At 69.1% G+C, this 20,238-nt stretch carries 13 protein-coding genes; 5 read left to right on the top strand and 8 right to left on the bottom strand.

All coding sequences use genetic code 11. The features are described 5' to 3' along the window. Window positions 1-8: 8 nt before the first annotated feature. The 4 genes from APY03_RS27145 to APY03_RS27160 form a co-directional block, all read right to left on the bottom strand. Complete coding sequence (locus APY03_RS27145; protein ID WP_068681747.1) at window positions 9-806, bottom strand: HpcH/HpaI aldolase family protein; 798 nt, start codon at window positions 804-806, stop codon at window positions 9-11. Window positions 807-825: 19 nt separating this feature from the next. Next, on the bottom strand, window positions 826-2,160 hold the full coding sequence (gene gudD, locus APY03_RS27150; RefSeq protein WP_068681749.1) for a glucarate dehydratase: 1,335 nt from the start codon (window positions 2,158-2,160) through the stop codon (window positions 826-828). 8 nt (window positions 2,161-2,168) lie between these two features. Continuing rightward, window positions 2,169-3,128: a Bug family tripartite tricarboxylate transporter substrate binding protein gene (locus tag APY03_RS27155; protein ID WP_068681751.1), complete on the bottom strand. Its 960-nt coding sequence runs from the start codon at window positions 3,126-3,128 to the stop codon at window positions 2,169-2,171. 140 nt (window positions 3,129-3,268) lie between these two features. Next, window positions 3,269-4,300, bottom strand: coding sequence for a LacI family DNA-binding transcriptional regulator (locus tag APY03_RS27160; protein ID WP_068681754.1), 1,032 nt, complete (start codon window positions 4,298-4,300; stop codon window positions 3,269-3,271). A gap of 162 nt (window positions 4,301-4,462) precedes the next feature. Between APY03_RS27160 and APY03_RS27165 the strand changes: the two genes are divergently transcribed. Next, entirely contained in the window at window positions 4,463-6,319 is a 1,857-nt protein-coding gene (locus APY03_RS27165; RefSeq protein WP_068681756.1) for a serine/threonine protein kinase, read from the top strand. Next, window positions 6,319-7,527: an OmpA family protein gene (locus APY03_RS27170; RefSeq protein ID WP_102905644.1), complete on the top strand. Its 1,209-nt coding sequence runs from the start codon at window positions 6,319-6,321 to the stop codon at window positions 7,525-7,527. The genes APY03_RS27165 and APY03_RS27170 overlap by 1 nt, the downstream gene beginning before the upstream one ends. 300 nt (window positions 7,528-7,827) lie before the next feature. Here the strand turns inward: APY03_RS27170 and APY03_RS27175 are convergent, their stop codons facing one another. Beyond that, complete coding sequence (locus APY03_RS27175; RefSeq protein ID WP_068681760.1) at window positions 7,828-8,115, bottom strand: hypothetical protein; 288 nt, start codon at window positions 8,113-8,115, stop codon at window positions 7,828-7,830. Window positions 8,116-8,249: 134 nt separating this feature from the next. Then, complete coding sequence (locus APY03_RS27180) at window positions 8,250-8,723, bottom strand: ferritin-like domain-containing protein (protein ID WP_068681762.1); 474 nt, start codon at window positions 8,721-8,723, stop codon at window positions 8,250-8,252. A 327-nt stretch (window positions 8,724-9,050) separates the two neighbouring features. Between APY03_RS27180 and APY03_RS27185 the strand changes: the two genes are divergently transcribed. Genes APY03_RS27185 through APY03_RS27195 form a run of 3 tightly spaced genes read left to right on the top strand, consistent with a single transcriptional unit; the run spans window position 9,051 to window position 16,724 of the window. Continuing rightward, a complete protein-coding gene (locus APY03_RS27185) occupies window positions 9,051-11,183 on the top strand; it encodes a CHAT domain-containing protein (protein ID WP_068681764.1) in 2,133 nt (710 codons plus the stop codon). After that, window positions 11,180-12,904, top strand: a complete 1,725-nt coding sequence (locus APY03_RS27190) for a ShlB/FhaC/HecB family hemolysin secretion/activation protein (protein WP_068681766.1) — start codon at window positions 11,180-11,182, stop codon at window positions 12,902-12,904. Before APY03_RS27185 ends, APY03_RS27190 begins: the two co-directional genes overlap by 4 nt. A 1-nt stretch (window position 12,905) precedes the next feature. Beyond that, window positions 12,906-16,724, top strand: coding sequence for a two-partner secretion domain-containing protein (locus tag APY03_RS27195; RefSeq protein ID WP_083944584.1), 3,819 nt, complete (start codon window positions 12,906-12,908; stop codon window positions 16,722-16,724). A 195-nt stretch (window positions 16,725-16,919) separates the two neighbouring features. Here APY03_RS27195 and APY03_RS27200 read toward each other — a convergent pair whose 3' ends face one another. Continuing rightward, window positions 16,920-19,226 carry a hypothetical protein gene (locus tag APY03_RS27200; protein WP_146039430.1) on the bottom strand — a complete coding sequence of 769 codons (2,307 nt, stop codon included), beginning with the start codon at window positions 19,224-19,226 and terminating at the stop codon, window positions 16,920-16,922. 271 nt (window positions 19,227-19,497) lie between these two features. Next, entirely contained in the window at window positions 19,498-20,004 is a 507-nt protein-coding gene (locus APY03_RS27205) for a hypothetical protein (RefSeq protein ID WP_102905647.1), read from the bottom strand. Window positions 20,005-20,238: the final 234 nt, after the last annotated feature.

Below are 20,238 nucleotides of genomic sequence, written 5' to 3' on the forward strand. Positions count from 1 at the left end.
ATGTCCTTTCAGTAGGTGGAGGAGTTGGAGGGTGTCGTGCTCGGCGGTGTGGCCCGCATCGTGGCCAGCACCTGTTGCGAGCCGGCGGCGATCAGGCGCGCATCCGAGCTCACCGTGACAAACTGGAAGCCCTTGGCGATGCGCGCCAGCGCGCCCTCGGGCGTGCCGTTGTGGATGCCCGCGACCAGGCCGTGCACCTTGGCGCGCGCGAGGATGTGGTCGATGGCCTGCGCCACCGGCGGGTCCACGTCGTCGAAGACGGGCCGGCATCCGAGCGCCAGCGAGAGGTCCGAGGGTCCGATGTAGACCGCGTCCAGGCCCTCGACCGAGAGGATGTCGTCGAGGTTGTCCAGCGCCTGCGCGGTCTCGATCATCGCGAAGGTGACGATCGTGTCGTTGGCGTGCTGCGGGTAGTCGGCGCCGCCGTAGAGCAAGGCGCGCACCGGGCCGAAGCTGCGCGTGCCGCGCGGCGCGTAGTGGGTGTAGGCGACAAGGCGCTGGGCCTCCTCGCGCGTGTTGACCATAGGGCAGATGACGCCGTAGGCGCCCGCGTCGAGCGCCTTCATCAGCGCACCCGGCTCCAGCCAGGGCACGCGCACCACGGGCACGGTGTCGGTGGTGGAGATGGCCTGCAGCATCGTGACCATGGCCTGGTAGTCGACCACGCCGTGCTGCAGGTCGATGGTCAGCGAGTCCCAGCCCTGGTGGGCCATGGTCTCGGCCGAGAAGCCGTTGGGAATGGCGAGCCAGCCGTTGACGGCGGCCCCACCGGATTTCCACAGCGTGCGCAGGCGGTTCTCTCTCATGGGGCTTCCTTCAGGAGGTTCAGCGGACGAAGGCGGGGCGCTTCGGGTCGAAGCGCCAGCCGGGGACCAGATATTGCATCGCAATCGCATCGTCGCGTGCGCCCAGGCCATGCTGCTTGTAGAGCTGATTCGCCTTTTCGACCTCGGCCATGTCCAGCTCGACGCCCAGCCCGGGCTTCTTCGGCACCTGCACCAGGCCGCCTTCGATCTTCAGCGGCTCCTTCGTGAGGCGCTGGCCGTCCTGCCAGATCCAGTGCGTGTCGATCGCGGTCACGCGGCCTGGCGCGGCGGCGCCGACCTGCGTGAACATGGCGAGCGAGACGTCGAAATGGTTGTTGGAATGCGAGCCCCAGGTCAGGCCCCAGTCGCGGCAGGTCTGGGCCACACGCACCGAGCCGGCCATCGTCCAGAAATGCGGATCGGCCAGCGGGATATCGACCGACTGCAGCGCCAGCGCGTGGCTCAGCTGGCGCCAGTCGGTGGCGATCATGTTGGTCGCGGTGGGCAGGCCGGTGGCGCGGCGGAACTCGGCCATCACCTCGCGGCCCGAGAAGCCTTCCTCGGCACCGCAGGGGTCTTCGGCATAGGCGACCACGCCGCGCATGCGTTGCCCGAGGCGGACCGCATCCTTCAGGAGCCAGCCGCCGTTGGGGTCGAGCGTCACCCGCGCCCCGGGGAAGCGCTCGTGCAGCGCGACCACGGCATCGACTTCCTCGTCGCCGCGCAGCACGCCGCCCTTGAGCTTGAAGTCGTTGAAGCCGTAGCGCGCCTGCGCGGCCTCGGCCAGGCGCACGATCGCCTCGGGCGTCATCGCCTTCTCGTGGCGCAGGCGCGACCAGTCGTCCGCGGCATCGGGCTCGCGCGCGTAGGGCAGGTCGGTCTTGTCGCGGTCGCCGACGTAGAACAGGTAGCCCAGCATCTCCACCGCATCCCGCTGCTGGCCTTCGCCGAGCAGCGCGGCGACCGGCACGTCGAGGTGCTGGCCCAGGAGGTCGAGCAGCGCGGACTCGATGGCCGTCGCCGCATGGATCGTGGTGCGCAGGTCGAAGGTTTGCAGGCCACGGCCACCGCTGTCGCGATCGGCGAACTTCTGCTGCACCTGCTGCAACACCCGCTGGTGCGCGCCGATGGGCTGGCCGACCACCAGCTCGCGGGCGTCTTCCAGCGTCTGGCGAATCTTCTCGCCGCCGGGCACCTCGCCGACGCCGGTGCGGCCGGCGCTGTCGGTCAGCACCAGCAGGTTGCGGGTGAAGAAGGGGCCATGGGCGCCGCTCAGGTTGAGCAGCATGCTGTCGCGGCCGGCGACCGGGATCGCGCGCAGTTCGGTGATGACGGGGGTGGTGTTGCTGGACATGCGGCGCCTCAATCGGTCGTGATCTTGCCGGTCTCGATCACTTTCTTCCAGCGGTCGAACTCCTGCTTCTGAAAGGTTGCGAACTGCGCGGGCGTGTTCCCGACCACTTCGAGGCCGATGGCGGTGAACTGCTGCTTGACCGCGGGGTCGTTCAGCGCCGCCACCATCGCCTCGCCGGCCCTGGTGCGCACCGCCGGCGGCAGCCCCTTCGGCGCGACGATGGCCTGCCAGGAGTAGACCTCCACGTTCTTCACGCCGGCCTCGGCCATCGTGGGCACGTCGGGCAGCACCGGCGAGCGCTTCGCCCCGGTGACCGCCAGCGCCTTCAGCTTGCCGCTCTTGATGTGCGGCACCACCGCATTGACGTTCTGGAAGGACGCGTCGACCTGGCCGCCGAGCAGGTCGGTGATGGCCGGCGCGCCGCCCTTGTAAGGCACATGCAGGCCGGTGGTGCCGGTCTCCTGCCAGAACAGCTCGGCCGTGAGGTGATCGCTCGAGCCGTTGCCGGAGGAAGCGAAGGTCGTCTTGCCGGGGTTTTTCTTTTCATGGGCGATCACGTCGGCCACCGTCTTGTGCGGCGAGGCGGCGGGCACCACCAGCACGTTGGGCGCCTGCACTGCCACGGTGATCAGGTCGAAATCCTTCAGTGCGTCGTACTGCAACCCTTTGATCAGATGCGGCGCGATCACCAGCGGACCGAGCGAGGTGACCAGGAAGCTGGAGCCGTCCGCAGCCGCGCGCTTGACCTGGGTCGCGCCGATGGTGCCGGTCGCACCGGCCTTGTTGTCCACCAGGAAGGGCTGGCCGAGCTTCTCGGAGAGCTTGGGGGTGATGGCGCGCGCCACCATGTCGGTCGAGCCGCCGGCCGGGAAGGGGACGACCAGCGTCACGGGTTTCTGAGGCCATTCCTGGGCCTGGGCGAGGCAGGCTGACAGGCCGATGGCCAGGGCGCCGAGCAGTTTCTTCATGGGGCTTGTCTCCGGAAAAAGGAAAGTGGAGGGATTGCGACTTTGAACCGCTACATCGATTTGGTAGCGCTACCGTGAACAGCGCAAATGGTAGCGCTACCGTTTTTGGCGTCAAGGGCGATCAATAAGGGGTTTCCCTGTCAGGCGGTGGCGCGGTCGACGATCGAGAAGCCGATGTCCACCACCCGCTCGGCCACCTCACGGCCCTCGGCCCGGTCGACGATGAAGCGCGCCGCCTGCCGGCCGATGGCCGCGCTGTCGATGCGGACGGTGGTGAGTGCCGGATGCAGGTCGGCCGCGAACTCCAGGTCGCCGAAGCCGACCACCGCCAGCCGCTGCGGCACTGGAATGCCCCGGGCCTGGGCTTCGGTCATCACGCCCAGGGCCAGCAGGTCGGAGCTGCAGAACACGGCATCGATGCCGGGCGACGATGCGATCAGCTCGGCCAGCGCACGGCGCCCGCTTCCGAGCGTGGTCGGCGCCGGCACATAGATCAGGGGCACCTCGGGCAGGCCGGCGTCGCGGGCCGCGTCGCAAAAGGCCTGGTGCCGGCGCCGCGAGCGCTCGTCGTCGCCGGCCACGACCGCCAAGCGGCGGCGCCCCCTGGCGCGCAGGAAATCCGCCACCGCGCGCCCCACCTCGGCGTGGGAGAAGCCGACCAGCATGTCCAGCGGCGTCGGCGTGAGGTCCCAGGTCTCGACGACCGGGATGCCGGCGGCCAGCAGGCGCCGCCGGCGCTCGGTCGAATGCAGGATGCCGGTGAGCACGATCCCGTCGGGGCGGCGGCCGATGATGGCATCGAGCAGCGCGTCCTCTCGGGACTCCGTGTAGCCGCTCTGGCCCAGCATCAGCTGATAGCCCTGTTCGGCCAAGGCCTCGGTGAGCGACTGCACGGTCTGCAGGAACACCGGACCCGCAATCGTCGGCACCACCGCGGCGACCAGCCGGCTGCGCGTCGACGCCAGGCCGCCGGCCAGGACGTTGCGCACGTAGCCGGTACGGGCGACCGCCTCGCTCACCTTCCTGAGCACTTCGGGAGAGACCTGGGCCGGGGTGTTGAGCGCCCGCGACGCGGTAATGGGCGCGACGCCGGCCAGCTTGGCCACGTCATGAAGCGTGACGGCGCCGCTGCCGCGGCGGCTGCGGCGTGGGGAGGAAGCCTCGGCGTTCATGGCGGCGATTCTAGCCGGCACGATAGCGCTACCGTAGCCTGCTTGGCTCGCCCCATGACGACGTCAGGCGCCTCGGAATCTCCTTTTCGCCTAGTGCTTCTGGTGAATGCTTCTGTTTGCATCGCGCAGTAGAGTCAATGCTCACATAGGGGATTGGACGCCATGGACAGCCTCGCCGCCCTCAGCCTGCCCGTCGTGCCCGGCCCAGCGACCGAGAGCAGCGACTGGCCGGCGCAGCAGCCCGACTGGGCCGAGTTCGAACGCGACGGCGCGCGCGCACTGCCCGAAGGCCTGCACCTGCGCGACTACGAGATCGTCGGCCCGATCGGCGAGGGCGGCTTGGGGGTGGTGTACCTCGCCTGGGATCACGCGCAGCAGCACCATGTCGCGATCAAGGAATACCTGCCGGCGGTGCTGGCCGTGCGCGACCGCGCCTCCACCGCGGTGGTCGTGCGATCGCCGCAGCACCAGGACAGCTTCCGCATCGGCCTGCGCAGCTTCGTCAACGAGGCGCGCATCCTGGCGCGCTTCGACCATCCTGCGCTGGTGCGCGTGCTGCACCACTGGGAAGACAACGGCACGGCCTACATGGCGATGCCCTACTACCAGGGCCCGACGCTGGCGCGCGCCCTGGCTGGACTGGGCCGCCCCCCCGAGGAGGCCGAGCTGCGCGCCTGGCTGCGGCCGCTGCTCGACGCGCTCGGCACGATGCACGCGCTGAGCTGCTTCCACCGCGATGTCGCACCCGACAACATCCTGCTCACCGACAGCGGCCCCGTGCTGCTGGACTTCGGCGCTGCGCGGCGTGTGATCGACGGTGCAGGGCAGTCGCCGGCGGTGGTGTTCAAGCCCGGCTTTACACCCGTCGAGCAGTACGGCGAGCTCGCGTCGATGCGGCAGGGGCCGTGGACCGATCTCTATGCGCTGGCAGCGGTGGTGTACACGGCAATCACCGGGCAGCCACCCATCTCGTCGATCGAACGGATGCCCGACGATCCCCTGCAGCCCCTTCGCGCACTCGCGCGCGGCCGCTACAGCGATCCCTTTCTGGCGGCCGTCGACGCGGCGCTGTCGGTGCTTCCTCAGGACCGGCCGCAGAGCGCGGCCGAGTTCCGGGCGCGGTTGGGCGACGACGATGGCGCGGCGTGCGAAACGGACGGCGGCGCCGCGGACTCCGCGCCCGGCCGGCCGCCGGCTTCGGATGCTGCCGAGACGCCGGCGTTGCACGCGGCGGTCCGGAGCTTCTTGCCTTCGATCGCCGCACCGTCGGCGCGGCGGGTCGAGCCGCTCGCGGCGATGGCGCCGCGCCCACGTTCCAAGCCGGCGCCGGTGCAACGCAATCGCTTCAAGCTACCGGCGCTTGCAGGAACGGCGGCAGTGCTGATCGGCCTGGTGACCGCCGGGCACTACCGCATCGGGGATCGGGTCCGTACGGACCCGCCGCTGGCCGTGCTGGCCGCCTTGCCCGCGACGCCTGCGGTGCCTCTGACACCCACGGCATCGGTGGCACCGGTGGCATCGGTGGCAACGGCAGCACCGGTCGCATCCACCGCGCCGACGATGCCGATGCCATCGGCCCTGCCAGCTGCGGCCGCTTCAACGCCGACTCAAGATCCGCGGCCTGTCGCTGCGATGCGCGAGCGCACGCGTCCGGCGCCGGTACCCGGGGCGGCCGACGTCCAGCCGCTGCGCGTCGTCGCCGTGCCATCGATGGCCCCCGACGCACCACGGCCCGCCCGGTCGGCCGAGGCAGCGCCATCGCCGCGCCGCACGCCGCGGCCTGCCGGCGCACCCGCAGCGGCGCGCGCCGACCCCTTGTTCGGCACCGTGTCGCGCCCACCCGTTCAGGCCCGCCCGGCCCGGCGCGAGGCGCCCGCGCTTGCCGCCGAGCCGCCGGCCCGCCTGCTGGCCGGCGCCGCGCCTTCACGTGAAGGCCGCTGCAGCGAGCTGCTGCTGCGCGCCTCGCTCGAACCCCTGGGCGCCGTGGAGGCGGCCAGTCTGAAAAGGGGATGTGAATGATGACCACGACCTTCGTCGGCAGCCGCCTGGCCGTGTCCCTGTCCGGCGCCCTGCTGGTGCTGGCCGGCCTCGCCGGCTGCGCAACGCCCGCGCCGCCGCCGCCCGCCCAGGCCGAGCTCCCCTTCGATCAGGCCATCGCCCAGGCCACCGACAGCCTGCTCATGCAAACGCAGAAGCAGGCGCCCCTGATCGCGCGCATGAGCGCCAAGCGCGGCGTCGTGCTCGACCCGATGATCGACGCCGGCAGCGCCCAGCAGACCGTGGCCACGCAATTGCTGCAGGAGCGGGTCAGCGAGCGCATGGGCGCCAGGCACGACACGATCGAGCTGCTGCCCTTCCAGAGCGCGAACCTCGCCAAGGCCCGCTACCTGCTGACCGGCACCATGACGCGGCTGTCGGTCGAGCAGGCGCGCAGCCCGCTGCGCATCGACCTGGCGCTCACTGAGCTGGCCACGGGCATGGTGGTGGCCCAATCCTCCGTGGTGGCGCGCGACGACGGCCTCGACCACACGCCGCTGCCCTACTACCGGGACACGCCGGTGCCCCTCAAGGACCAGGTCGTCGACAGCTACGTGCGCACCACGGCCACGCCTGCCGGCCAGCGCGCCGACACCTACTACCTGGAGCGCGTCGCGGTGGCCCCGGCGATCAAGGACGCCACCACGCACTACAACGCCGAGCGCTACCAGGACGCGCTGGCGCAGTACAACAGCGCCGCCGGCGGAACGGCCGGCAACGCCCAGCTGCGCGTGCTCAACGGCATCTACCTGAGCTCGGCCAAGCTGGGCCGCACCGCCGAGGCCGAGCAGGCCTTCGGCAAGATCGTGGCCTACGGCATTGCGCAGCAGCAGCTGGGCGTGAAGTTCCTGTTCAATCCGGGCAGCACCGCGTTCTGGCCCGACGCCAAGGTGAGCGGCCCGTACCCCATGTGGCTGCGCGAGATCGCCAGGGCCAGCGCGGACGCCAAGGTTTGCATGGACGTCGTCGGCCACACCAGCCGCACCGGCTCGGTCGCCTTCAACGACACGTTGTCGGTGCAGCGGGCCCGCTACATCCGCCAGCGGCTGATCGTCGAAGCCAGCGTGCTCGGCGAACGCACCAAGCCGAGCGGCAAGGGCTTTCGCGAGAACATCATCGGCAGCGGGACCGACGACGCGGTCGACGCGCTCGATCGGCGGGTGGAATTCAGGATCGTGGACTGCGGCTGAGCGCCGCGGTCATAACGGCCAGCCGCGCCATTACGCCGGGCGTCGAGCGGTTGTGCGAGCAGGAGGACTGGCGCAATGCCCTTCCCATCGCCTCGCAGCTGTTCGTCCGGCGACACCGTGCCCCGCGTGTCGCTTTTCTGTTGGCGTCTTGTTTGCAGCGCCTCGGCCAGAACGCAGTGGCCCTGAGCGTCTTCGTCCATTGCATGCAACTGGAGGATGAAGCCCCTACGCCCGGGCCCCTGTTCCGAGCCGGCGAGTGCCTTGCCGCCCTGGGGCGCAACAGCGAGGCCCTTGCCGCGCTCATGCGAGATAGCGCCCGCGCCGGTTCGACAGCTTCACCAGCAACTCGTCGGCCACCTCGACCGCGCGATGCTCCATCACCGCGACCGGATAGCTGCCGACCACGATGCTGTCGACGCTCACGGTTGCATAGCTGAACTCGCGGCCCAGGGCCGCGGCGGCGTCTTGCAGGCACTGGGCCACCGACGCCAGGCCCTCGCGCGCATAGCGCCAGGTGCCGTCGCCGATGCCGACGTAGGAATTGAAGTTGCGGTCGCCGCGCTTGGTGATTTCAACTGCCGGTTGCATCGCTGTTCTCCCAGGGTTCGCTGGGGAGATTCTCGCGAGCACCCGGGCCCGGCGGAACTGGCCATTGGTCGAATTGGCCGCTCAGCATCCTTCAACTTGAGGAGGCCGCCCGGCCTGCGCGGCCTCCTCGCCGCTCAACCGCGGGCGCGCGCCTGGTCGCGCAGCACCTTGATCTGGTCGTGATTGCGCTGCGCGCCTTCGGCCTGGCGTTCGACCACGCTGCGCACGTCGGCCGGGAGGTTCTGCTTCAGGGCCTTGCGGTAGCGCGCCACGGCTGCGTCCTCGCCGCGCTCGCATTCCTCGAGCATCGAGAGGTCGCTGTTGGCGCCCACCGCGCCCTTCACATGTACCCAGCCACGGTGCATCGCACCGGTGGCGGTGCCGCCTTCGGCAGGCTTGCCACCAAGCGCCAGGATCAGCTGCGAAAGTTCGCTCGCCGCCTGCGCGCAGCCTGCGGCGCGGTCGCTGAACACGCGCTTCATCTCGGCCGACTTCACTTCGTCGGCGCATGTTCGAAAGCCGTACTCGCCGTCGCGCGAGTTCTCGAGCAGGTCGTTCAGGATGTCCACCACGTCGTCGGCGGCCAGAACTTCGGTATCCACTGCCATGAAAGTACTCCTTGTGTTTCAGCGGTCCCGTGCGGGACGCTTGCTGGAGCCTTCATGATTGGCCACCGGCTCGCGGGCCACGTCAGCCTCACCTGACGGCACCTGTAGGGCGGTGCCGCCCTCACAGACCGTTTCAAGCGGCCACCGAAGCGCCTGGGCTTGCTGGCCCGAGCCATTTGCCGCCTACGCCCTTCGCGCTAGACCGTATTGCGAATAGCCCCTCCCCGACCCCCCTCCTAGACTCGCCCCCGACGAGGTCTGAGGGGCACGCACTCCGCGTGCCGGCGGCACGCAAGCTCAGCCGCAGAGGCCGCGCGCGGGGGTCGAATGCAAAGTCTTTCGGAGTTCGGACGAGCGCATGCGCGCAGGTGGGTCGGCGCAGGCGCCCTCGGTCTCGCGGCGCTGGTCGGTGGACATGGGGCGCTGGCCCAGGCACCCGATGCCGAGGCGGCGGCCAGCAAGCAGGAGCAGGCGCGGCTCGCCGACACCGACACGCTGCTGGCACTCACCAGCGACGGCGCGGTGCTCTACGCACAGGACAGTCCCAAGCTCTCGGGCTACCAGTACTGCAGCCAGGCGGTGGCGCTGGCCGAGGCCGGCGAGTTCCGCCAGAGCGTGCGCGCGGCCAGCAAGGCGCTGCACCTGGCCAACACGACGCGCGATCCCAACCTGCTCGCGATGGCGAACCGCGACCTCGCCATCGTCTACAGCTACTCGGGCCAGCTGGAAAAGGCCGAGGAGTTCGCACGAGAGGCGCTCAAGCATCCGGCGCGCGACCCCAAGCTGGTCGTGGGCCCGGTGAACAAGGTCATCGGCGACGTGCAGACGCGGCGCGGCGACTACGCCGGCGCGGTCGCCAGCTACGAGACCGCGCTCGCCAACAGCTCGCAGCGCTACGCGCCGCTGGTGCAGTCCTCGCTGGTCAACGCCCTGATCGAATCGGGCGACGCGCCACGCGCGCGCCAGCTGCTCGGCACCCTTCCGGCGCCGCGCGAGGCGCCGCTGGCCGCGCAGCTGGAGCGCACGCGGGCACGCCTGCTGCTCGCCGAGAACAAGCCGGCCGAGGCGCGCGACTTGTACCTGCAGCTCACCACGCGGCAAGTCGGCACCGACAGCGGCTACTACCGGCTGTGGGCCTGGGACGGCGTGGCGCGCAGCGAACTCGCGCTCGGGCAGAAGCAGGCCGCGGCCGATGCGGTGGGCCGCGCGCTCGGCAGCATCGATGCGGTACGCGCCAAGTTCCGCAGCGAGGAATTCAAGATGGGCCTGTTCTCGGACCTTCAATCGGTGTTCGAGCGCGGGGTCGGCCTCTACAGCGAGGTCGGCGATGCGCGCCAGGCCTTCGAGCTCAGCGAGCGCAGCCGCTCGCGCGCGCTGCTCGACGCGGTGCGCGGCCGGGCGCAGCTGAACAGCGAGGCCGCCGCGACCATCGACCTGGCGACGCTGCAGCGCACGCTGGCGCCCGATGAGCGCGTGCTGCAGTTCCATGCCCTGCCCGACCGCCTGCAGGCCTGGATCGTGAGCCCGGCCGGCATCGAGGCCAGGAGCTTCGAAATCAAGCGCGACGACCTCAACGAGCTGGTCGAGACCTTCCGCAACTCGGTGGTGCGCGGGCGACGCGCCGCCATCGCCAATGCCGACAAGCTGGGCACCGCGCTGATCGCACCGCTGGGCCTGAAGGCCGGCGAGCGCCTGGTGATCGTGCCGCACGGCCCGCTGCACTACCTGCCCTTCCAGGCCTTGCGCGTCGACGGCCGCTACCTGATCGAGACCCATCCGGTCTCGGTCGCGCCATCGATGAGCATCGCGGTACAGCTGGCGCAGCGCTCGCCGCGCGCCGATGCGGTGCTCACCGCCTTCGGCAATCCGCGCATCGAGGACAAGTACGACCTGCCGGGCGCCGAGGTCGAGGTCAAGCAGCTGGCCCAGCTGTTCCCGCGCAACAGCGTCTACATGGGCGCCGCGGCGACCAAGACGCAGTTCCGCGACGTCGCCGCACGCGCGCCGCTGATGCACGTGGCCGCCCATGCCGAGGCTGACCAGGTCGACCCGCTCTATTCGCGCATCCTGCTGGCCAACGAGGGTGGCAAGCAGAGCTTCCTGGAGGCGCACGAGATCCTCGGCCTGCCCATGCAGGGCAGCGCGCTGGTCACGCTCTCGGCCTGCGAGTCGGGCCTGGGCCGCATCGCGCAGGGCGACGAGGTGCTGGGCTTCACCCGCTCCTTTCTCTCAGCGGGCACCGGCAGCCTGATCTCCTCGTTGTGGCCGGTCTCGGACGACGCCACCGCCGTGCTGATGGGCACCCTCTACGCCGAGCTGGCCAAGGGTCGCGACATCCAGCAGGCCATGCAGGCCGGCCAGCTCGCCGTGCTGAAAGAACCTCGCATGTCGCATCCCTTCTTCTGGGCCCCGTTCAACCTGATCGGCAACTGGCGGCTCAAGGTGGGGAGCCCGGCATGAAGGGGGCGCGCGTGCTGTCGAAGCCCTCGCAGATCCGCCGTCCCGTCGCGCTCGCCGCCGCCTCGGTTGTGGTGCTGGTGCTGGCGCTGGCGGCCTCGCGCGTCCACGCGGCCGGCGAAGAGGCCGTGACCCTCGCGCCCACCCAGGACCCGTGCGGCAGCTGCGACCGCCCCGTGGCCCAGGCACCCGCCGCGCCGCAGAGCCTGCCGGCAACACCCGCCCCCGCGCCCGTGGCCAGCTTCCGGCTCAACGACCTGCGGCTCAACGGCGCGCAGGCGCTCGGCAGCGAGGAGCTGCAGGCCATCACCCGCCCCTATATCGGCCGCGACGTCACGCTGGCCGACCTCGAGGCGCTGGCGCAGGCCATCACCGCCCGATACCGCGAGCGCGGCTACTTCCTGGCGCAGGCCGTCGTGCCGGTGCAGACGGTGCAGGGCGGCATCGTCGAGATCAGCGTGATCGAGGGCCGGCTCGGCAAGGTCGACGTGGCCGTGGCGCCGGATGCGCCGATCGGCGAGCAGCGCGTGCGCGCCTTCCTTGCGCCGCTGCAGTCGGGCGAGGCCCTCAGCGGCGACCGCTACGAGCGCGCGATGCTGCTGCTGTCGGACCAGCCCGGCGTGCGCGTGTCCTCCGCCCTGCAGGAAGGCATCCACCCCGGCACCACCGATCTCACCGTCGAGGTCACTGCAGGGCCGCGCTGGGCCTTTACCGCGGAAGCCGACAACCACGGCACCAAGGAGTCGGGCCGCTATCGCGTGGGGGGCACGGCGCGCTGGCTCAGTCCGGCCGGCATCGGCGACAACCTCGACCTGCGCGCAATGGTGTCGGATGACGGACTGTGGTTCGGGCGTGCGGCCTACGAGGCACCCATCGGCGCGAGCGGGCTGCGCGCGGGCATCGGCCTGGCGCGGGTGCGCTACGAGCTGGGCGGCCAGTTCGCCGACCTGGACGCGCGTGGCCGGGCCGACGTGTTCGACCTCTCGCTCAGTTATCCGGTGATCCGCCAGCGCCGGCAGAACCTGTTCCTGCGCCTCTCGGCCGACACCAAGAAGCTCGAGGACGAACTGGGCGCCGTGGGCTTCACCTCCGACAAGCGCATTCAAGGCCTCGGCCTGGGCTGGGCCTGGGAGCGGCGCGACGAGGTGCTGGGCGGCGGCTACTGGGCGAGCTCCGGCACGCTCTACCACGGCAAGCTCGACATCCGCGACCCGCTGACGCTGGCCTTCGACCAGGGCATCGGCGGCCACCGCACCGACGGCAACTTCACCAAGCTGAGCTTCCTGGTCTCGCGGCTGCAGTCGGTCATTCCGCGGCACTCGCTGTTTCTTTCGCTGGGGGGCCAGTGGGCCAGCAAGAACCTCGATGCGTCCGAGAAACTGGCGCTCGGTGGCGCGCGCGCCGTGCGCGCCTACCCCTCGGGCGAGGTGCTGGCCGACCAGGGCTGGATCGGCACCGTCGAGTGGCGCTGGTCCTACAACGAGGAACTCACGCCCTTCGTGTTCTACGACGCAGCCCGCGGCAAGCTTGCGCACGACCCCACGCCCTTCGACGGCGTCAACCGGCTGAGCCTGCGCGGCTACGGCATCGGCCTGTCGTGGTCGCGGCCCGGCAACTTCGCCATCAACGCGACGCTCGCCTGGCGCGACGGCACCCGGCCGGCGCAGACCGACGGGGGCGGGCGCAACCCGCGTCTCTACGTGCAAGCGCAAAAGGCCTTCTGACATGAACTCCCAACCGAAGCCACGGCGCGCTGGACGCACACGGCCTGGCCGTTTCCCATTGCGCCCCGTGACGCTGGCCCTCGCGTGCATGAGCGTCGCGGCGCCGGCCCTGGCGCAGTTGCCGACCTGGGGCAGCTTCGTCGTGCGCGGCGGCAGCGTGGCGGTGGGCAGCGGTCCGGGCAGCCTGCCGATCACTGCCGCCGGGGTGCCTTCGCCCGCGGGCACGATCCTGCCGATCACGCAGGCCACGCCGCGCGCCATCATCGACTGGCAGGGCTTCTCGATCGGGCCCGGGAACGCGGTCAACATCACGCAGCAGGCAGGCCCGCGCAGCGTGCTGCTCAACCGCGTGACCGGCAACGAGCTCTCGACCATCGCGGGCTCGATGACCGCCAACGGACGGGTCTTCCTCGTCAATCCCAACGGCGTCCTGTTCGCGAATGGTTCCACGGTGAATGTCGGCGGCCTGGTCGCCTCGACGCTCCAGATGGGGACCAGCGACGCGGACTTCATGGGCGGCAGCGAGCGGCTGGTGTTCCAGCAAGTGGGCGGTGCGCTCGGCGTGGTCGAGAACCGCGGAAGCATCGCCGCGGCAGGCGGCGGCACGGTCGCGCTGGTCGGCGCAAGGGCCACCAATACCGGCAGCATGGTCGCGCAAGGCGGCACGGCCGCACTGGTGTCCGCGAACACGGTGACGGTCGACTTCGTGGGCGACGGGCTCACCACCTTCAAGGTCTCGCCGGGCCTCTACGGCAACGCGATCAACAACGGCCTGGTGCAGGCCGACGGCGGGCGCGTGGTGCTGATGACCACCGGCGGCAGCGAAGTGGGGCAAGGCGTGGTCAACAACCGCGGCGTGCTGCGCGCCGACACGCTCTCATCGCGCAACGGGGAGATCGTGCTCGACAGCGGCAGCACGGCGGCCGGCGTCACCCTCAACGGCGGCCTGCTCTCGGCGGCCGGCAACGAGGCGGGCCTGCAGGGCGGGACGATCGATGTCACCGGGCGCACCGTCCTGCTGCAGCCCTTCGTCCCGCCAACGGCGACCGTGGTGGTTCCGGCGCCGAACGACAGCGGCATCGTCGATGCGAGCGGCGCCGCCGGCGGCGGGCGCATCCGGCTGCACGCCACGGCGGTCGGCGCCGCGCCGCTGACGGGCGCTATCGCCGTCGCGGCCGGCACCCGCATCCATGCCGACGCCACGGCGGCCGGCAACGGGGGCGAGGTCCGCGTGCTGGGCGAGCGCACGTTGCGCGCGTACGGCACGATCACGGCGAAGGGCGGGCCTGCCGGCGGCAACGGCGGCCTCGTCGAGACCTCGGGCGGCTTTGCGGTGCCCGCGGGCGACAACAATGGCGGCATCGACCTCGCGGGCCTGCGCACCGATGCCTCGGCACCGAACGGAACGGCTGGCCAGTGGCTGGTCGATCCCTACGACGTCACGATCGTCAACGGCAACGCCGCCGGCACCCTCACCGGCACACCCTTCGTGCCGATCGCCGATTCGACCATCCAGGACGGCGACATCAACGCGGCACTCAACAGCGGCACCAGCGTGCGCATCACCACCGGCAATCCTGCGGCGGGAGCGCCGGACGTCGGCGACATCTTCATGGACGACGTGCAGATCGAGTACAGCGCCAGCAAGGGCCCGCTCACGCTGCAGCTGGATGCGCACCGCAGCGTGCGCGGCAACACCGCATCGGTGATCGCCTCGGTCGGGGATCCGCTGAATGTGATCTTCAACGCCGATGCCAACGGCGCGGGCGCCGCGGTGGGCGGCGGCCAGGTCAGCTACAGCGGTGCGATCTACACCAACGGCGGCAACGTCGCGATGAACGGTACCTGGGCGAACGCCAGCAACGGCATGTGCAGCATCTGCCTGACGACGGCGCTCATCGACACGCGCACCGGCAATCAGCAAGTGACCCTTGGCGTACCCGGCGCGTACACCGGCGGCAGCGACGCGGGCCTGGGCGGCGCGGTCCAGTTGCGCGGCATCAGCACCTTCGGCGATCCGGCCGCGGACAGCGTCGGCGCCGTCTTCGTCCAGAACAGCGTCATCAGCACGGCCACCGGCGACATCTCGATCTTCGGCAGCCACAGCGCGGGCAACGGCGTGCAACTCGAGAACTTCGTGAGCGCCGGCACGCTCAGCACCACCAGCGGCGACATCTCGGTCACCGGCATCGGCACCTTCGCCGCACAGACGCCGGGGCATGGCGTGCTGATCGACAGCGAGACGCTGCGCACCGCCGACGGCAACATCACGATCACCGGCCGGCGCCTGGCCGGTGGCCCGGTGGCCGGCTCGGGCGTGCTGCTGATCAACGGCGCACTGCTGCAGACCACCGGCAGCGGCGATATCCGCGTGACCGGGCAGTCCGACGGCAATGGCGCCGGCGTCAACATCGCGCCCTCGTCCGCGCCGACGGGCGGGGCGCCCGGCCAGATCGACGGCAACCGCAACGTGGTGCTGCGCGCGGTCAACGACGGCAGCACCGATGCGCTGGTGATCGGCGGCCCGGTGCGTGCCGGAAACGCGCTCGACCTGCGGCCCGGCGGCGTCGACCTTGCAGGCAACGCACTGGACCGCACCGACGTACCGATCGCGATCGGCAGCACCGTCGCCACCGGCTTCGCGGTCTCCGCCGCGGAGCTCGGGCTGATCACGACGCCGACGCTCGTAGCCGGCAGCAATACGCATGCGGCCGACATCACGGTGGCGGGACCATTGGCACTGGCCTCGGCGCTCACGCTGCACAACGGCGGCGGCGGCAGCATCCGGCTCGCCGCGCCCGTGTCCACGCCGCAGCTGGGCCTGCTGAGCGCGGGCGACATCACGCAGGCCGCGGGCGCGACCATCTCCGCCGGCGCGCTGCTGGCGCGCTCCGGTGGCGGCAGCGTGCTGCTCACCGAGCCGGGCAACAACGTCGCGGCCGTGGGCGGCGGCGCGGCCGGCCGCTTCGAGTACACCGACGCCGACGCGCTGGCGCTGAGCGCGCCTTCGGTGACCAGCTTCGATGCCGCGAGCAACCTGCCGCAGACCGTGGCGGGCACGGCCGTGAGCGCCGACCGGGTGCTGGTGCGCACGCTGAGCGGTGATCTCTCGCTCGGCACCAACGTCACGAGCACCACCAGCACCGACCTGGTGGCGGCGGCGCGTTTCCAGAATCTGGGCCCGTACACGATCGCCGGCGCGCCCTGGCGCGTGTGGGCCGACACCTGGGTCGGCGAGACGCGCGGCGGGCTGTTCGGCTCGGGCCTGCTGCCCAACCTCTACCACTGCGCCTACCTGGGCCTCTGCACGGTGACGGTATCGGCTGCCGACAATCATTTCATCTACGCGCAGCAACCGAGCGCGACGGTGCTGGTCAACAATGCCGCGAGAGCGGGCGGCCGGCTCAACCCGCCGTTCACCTACAGCATCACGGGCCTGATCCTCGGCGACACCGGGGCGGGCTTCGCCGGCACCCTCAGCAGTCCGGCAACTCTCTTCAGTCTCCCGGGCAGCTATCCGATCAACGGCAGCTTCACGTCGGCCGAAGGCTACGCGGTCAACGTGATACCGGGCGTGCTGACCGTGGGGGCGCTGCCGGAGCTGATCAAGCCGGACTTGGTGCGCGACACCCCGAGCACCTGGCTCTACGACCGCAACATCGGGCCGGCACCCATCTGCCTGGCGACCGGGCCGCTGGACGGCGACCGCGCCGCGCAGGAAGGCGACGTGCTCGCGCGCGAATGGTCGCGCATACGCTCACGGCCCAACCTCACGAACTGCGTCGACACGGAGCGGCGCAATGGGTGCGCGGACTTCTAGTGGGCCGTAACAGTCGATTCGGGAGCGAAGGCCGCGTCAACGGCGTGCAGGGCAAGACGCAAAGCGCAGCAATAGCCGAAGCTATTGCGAGCATTTGCAACGCCGCCATGCGCGTCGTTGGCGTGGCAGGCGCTTCCGAATCGGCTGTTACGGCCCACTAGTATTGCCGTCTTCGCTGAATGGGCAGAGCCACCGCTATGAGTAATTGGCCTGTTTGATCTTTTCCAACGCCTCTGTGCCGATCTCTCTTACTACTTCGTCTCTGAACAGGCTATAGAAACGGGAGAGACTGAACAGGAACCGATTCGCCACGCGGGCCACGGCATGATTGGCGGGCCGCGTCGAATCGAACCGGCACGGAGTGACATCATCCAGGAGGCTGATGAGCGCGCGCGCTGCTGCAACGTGCAGCCTTACATCCTCCGACCTCGAAATCCTCCACTCGAACATATTCTCTGCCAGTCTGCCGTTGCTGATAAAGGCGCGCATGACATTGACAAAGGCGTCGTCTGACAACAAGCGCCTGCCGGTCACTTGGGGCTCCAGCATGGCACACAGGGCGAAGTCGACCGACGAATCATGCAATCTGTCCAACAGCTCCTTCGCTCCACCGTGCTGGCCGTCTGCGGCCGCAGCATCGATTGCTTGAACTGCAAGCAGCACAGTTGCAGCCTGGTTGAACACCTCAGGCTGATCATGCATGCACGCCAGCAGCCTCCAGCCCGGGGCCCATTGATCACAATTCGCCGCATAGTCGTCAGCGAACTTTGCCATCCGCAATAGCCCGAAGATCTTCATCATCTTGAGTTGCGGCGACTCCATTGGCATCATCACGATGCGCTCATCCACCTGTAGAGTTCCGGTAACGATCGGTGGGAGAGCGGCCCGCAGGTCGATGCGATGCGCAAATGCCTTGAATAGCAAGGCTATCGTGGCATCGCTGCAATCGTCCTGCAACAGGCAGTCCACGACAGCTATCGCAACAAGACTTCTGCCTTCCTCCATCGCCAGGATGACCTCGAGCGATGCGGCATGGTCCGCGCTGCAAAGCTCCGGCAGCGCATGAACCAGGTCGCCGTCCAGGACGTCCACGATGGTCAGAGCGTGCCGCCCAATCCCGAGCCCCTCTATCAGCCGCTGGATAGCCGCTTGCTGGCGTTGCTGCGTCGCGAAGTGCGCCGAAAGAATGCTGGCGGCCAACATCGAGTCATACGACTCGCCGGTCACGATAAGCACGGCAGCCATCTCCAGCGCAACCGAATCCTGCTTCGCCGCAAGTTCGGGATGATTCGATTCGCTCTTGATGAGCATGAAGGGCCACTGCCGAAGCTCGAGCTCTACCTCTGCAAACCTGGCGACGACGGCATTGAACAGCTCTTCTCGTGCAGCATCGCCAAACTCCGGGTAAGGGGAGTCACGAATCAGAAGTGCGGCCCCGTGCAGATTGCCGCTTTGAATGGCGAGCCGGAAGTCGTCGGCCAGGTGGACAAGCGTACGGGCATCGGTTGAATCATTGCCGAGAAAGCGGATGGCCCTGGCTTTCAATGACTCCATGACGCTGCCCGGCTGGACGCGATGTGCCTTTTTCTCGACCTTCTGCAGTGAGTTCTTGTGGCTCTCGTATAGGTCGTCATCCCATTTCAGGGACAACTGGGTTACGGCGCTCTTGACGTGCGATTTCAGCTCCTTTGCCAATGGTTCGCCAATCTTTCCGGACAGCGAAGCAAGGTCCTGCAGGCGATCCAGGCACTCCTGGTTGTTCCGCGAATTCACTGCCTGCTCCACAGCGACGCGCAATACCTCGCTCTGCAGGCTGACAGGCACGGCGTCGAGCAGTTCGGGTGTCAGCTTCGGAAACCAGGCCATGGCTTCCAGCTTGTCCATCCTGCGGGTCTCGACCGGACCAGCGATCTGGTCCAAGGCAGGCCAGATGATGCATTTCATCGTCACTGACCGCGCGAGTTCGTGAGCCCCGAGATCGTTGCTGATCTGCAGCAGGCTGCCGAGTGCGGTCAGGCAGGCGTCCATGCCGAGCTCCGGGACCCAACCAACGGCCGAGCGCAGCGCCTCGACGAGAGTGTGGTCATCCACTGGGAGCTTGGCCATCTCCATGACGAGCGAGAGAGACCGGTGAATGAAGCCAGCCTTGGCCCTGGGCGAACAGAACTGCACAAGATTGCGGCATTGGAGAAACTCGCCGTGGTTCCACGCGCTGCGGGCCGCTGCTCTCGAAAGCCGGTCCAAGGCTTTGCGGACCGTCGGGTCGCCGCTGGTCTTCATTTCGTTGACCGGGCCGGAGCGCGACTCCAACAGCACGGTCAGGATCGACGGCTTGCACATGCCCATCAGGGTGCATGCCGCCCTGAGGCAATTTGCATCCACGAGGATCGCAATGGCCTCGGTGACCGCGCCGAGGTCTTCCGCGTCCAGCTTGGAAACTGCGAGGATTGTGTTTCCGCCCTGGATTTGCAGGCCTTTGATGTTCTCAAGGCAGGCCGTCAACACTCCCCATCGATCGGGGCAGTCTTGCTCCTTTAGCAAGAGAAGGCGGGAGGACCTCTTCGTTCCACCAATGCCGCTTCGATCAGGGGCCAGCGCAACGGATTCGCCCCGCAAGTCCGGATTTCCCGGCCCATCGCGGTGGGACTCCCGCCGCGGGACTGTGCGCAATGTTGTGGACTTGTATGGAAGGCTGGAGGTCTTGGGACGCATGATCTTTCAGTGGCGCGACGCCAGAATGCGTTCCATTGCTTCAAGCCGTCTTCTGCTGAGCTCAGCAGCGCATGAATGTTCCTGAGCCGATCTCGGCCAGCCCGACGCCGGGGTGCGGCAGCGGATCGGGCGGCTCGGGATCGAGGCGGGCGGTCCACGACGCGCCGGTTCGTCTGAATGCATCCAGCACGCCGGTCCATTCGCCCGGATCACCGGGAAGGGCAGGGACGAACATGGACAAGGTCAGCAAGCCCGTCTCTCGATGAACGTCGACAGCCCAGTGCGCTCCCTCTCCCGTCCATCGCGCCACGATGTCCGCCACGTGGCGCGGCTCGTCTTCGTCGAAGTCGCGATCCTCGTCTGCTTCCACGATGGCCTGCAGCAGCTCGGCGCGCACGTAGCCTGCACCCGCAAACAGCTCGACCCGGCCATCCGGCAGCATGGCGGCGTGGACCTGCAGGCGCTCGTCGGCCTCGAACATGAGGCTGCCATCGGCGCTGACCCAGGTGGGCGCCAGCTCCATCGAGGCAAGATACTGATCGAGGCTGTGACCTAATTGAGCGGTCATCCTGGTGTCGCTCCTTTGGGGGTAGATGGTTACCCGCTGAGTGGCGGATCTCTCGCCTTGGTTCCATCACCGTGGAGGATGACGTGACTCGGCGAAGGACGCCGCCTTCGTGGTGCGTACCCTTACCCGGCCTGAAATCGGAAAGCAATGAAACGTCGATGCCTCCCATGGATGAACTGCCGCCCCGGCCCCGGCGAGGCCGTAGCTCCCTTGGCGGAGGGCTCCTGGTGAGAG

Source organism: Variovorax sp. WDL1 (genome assembly GCF_001541225.1).
Taxonomy (GTDB): Bacteria; Pseudomonadota; Gammaproteobacteria; order Burkholderiales; family Burkholderiaceae_C; genus Variovorax.

Coding starts and splice junctions, on each gene's coding strand:
- APY03_RS27145 (WP_068681747.1), bottom strand. CDS start 806: ATGAGAGAGAACCGCCTGCGCACGCTGTGGAAATCCGGTGGGGCCGCC.
- gudD (WP_068681749.1), bottom strand. CDS start 2,160: ATGTCCAGCAACACCACCCCCGTCATCACCGAACTGCGCGCGATCCCG.
- APY03_RS27155 (WP_068681751.1), bottom strand. CDS start 3,128: ATGAAGAAACTGCTCGGCGCCCTGGCCATCGGCCTGTCAGCCTGCCTC.
- APY03_RS27160 (WP_068681754.1), bottom strand. CDS start 4,300: ATGAACGCCGAGGCTTCCTCCCCACGCCGCAGCCGCCGCGGCAGCGGC.
- APY03_RS27165 (WP_068681756.1), top strand. CDS start 4,463: ATGGACAGCCTCGCCGCCCTCAGCCTGCCCGTCGTGCCCGGCCCAGCG.
- APY03_RS27170 (WP_102905644.1), top strand. CDS start 6,319: ATGACCACGACCTTCGTCGGCAGCCGCCTGGCCGTGTCCCTGTCCGGC.
- APY03_RS27175 (WP_068681760.1), bottom strand. CDS start 8,115: ATGCAACCGGCAGTTGAAATCACCAAGCGCGGCGACCGCAACTTCAAT.
- APY03_RS27180 (WP_068681762.1), bottom strand. CDS start 8,723: ATGGCAGTGGATACCGAAGTTCTGGCCGCCGACGACGTGGTGGACATC.
- APY03_RS27185 (WP_068681764.1), top strand. CDS start 9,051: ATGCAAAGTCTTTCGGAGTTCGGACGAGCGCATGCGCGCAGGTGGGTC.
- APY03_RS27190 (WP_068681766.1), top strand. CDS start 11,180: ATGAAGGGGGCGCGCGTGCTGTCGAAGCCCTCGCAGATCCGCCGTCCC.
- APY03_RS27195 (WP_083944584.1), top strand. CDS start 12,906: ATGAACTCCCAACCGAAGCCACGGCGCGCTGGACGCACACGGCCTGGC.
- APY03_RS27205 (WP_102905647.1), bottom strand. CDS start 20,004: ATGACCGCTCAATTAGGTCACAGCCTCGATCAGTATCTTGCCTCGATG.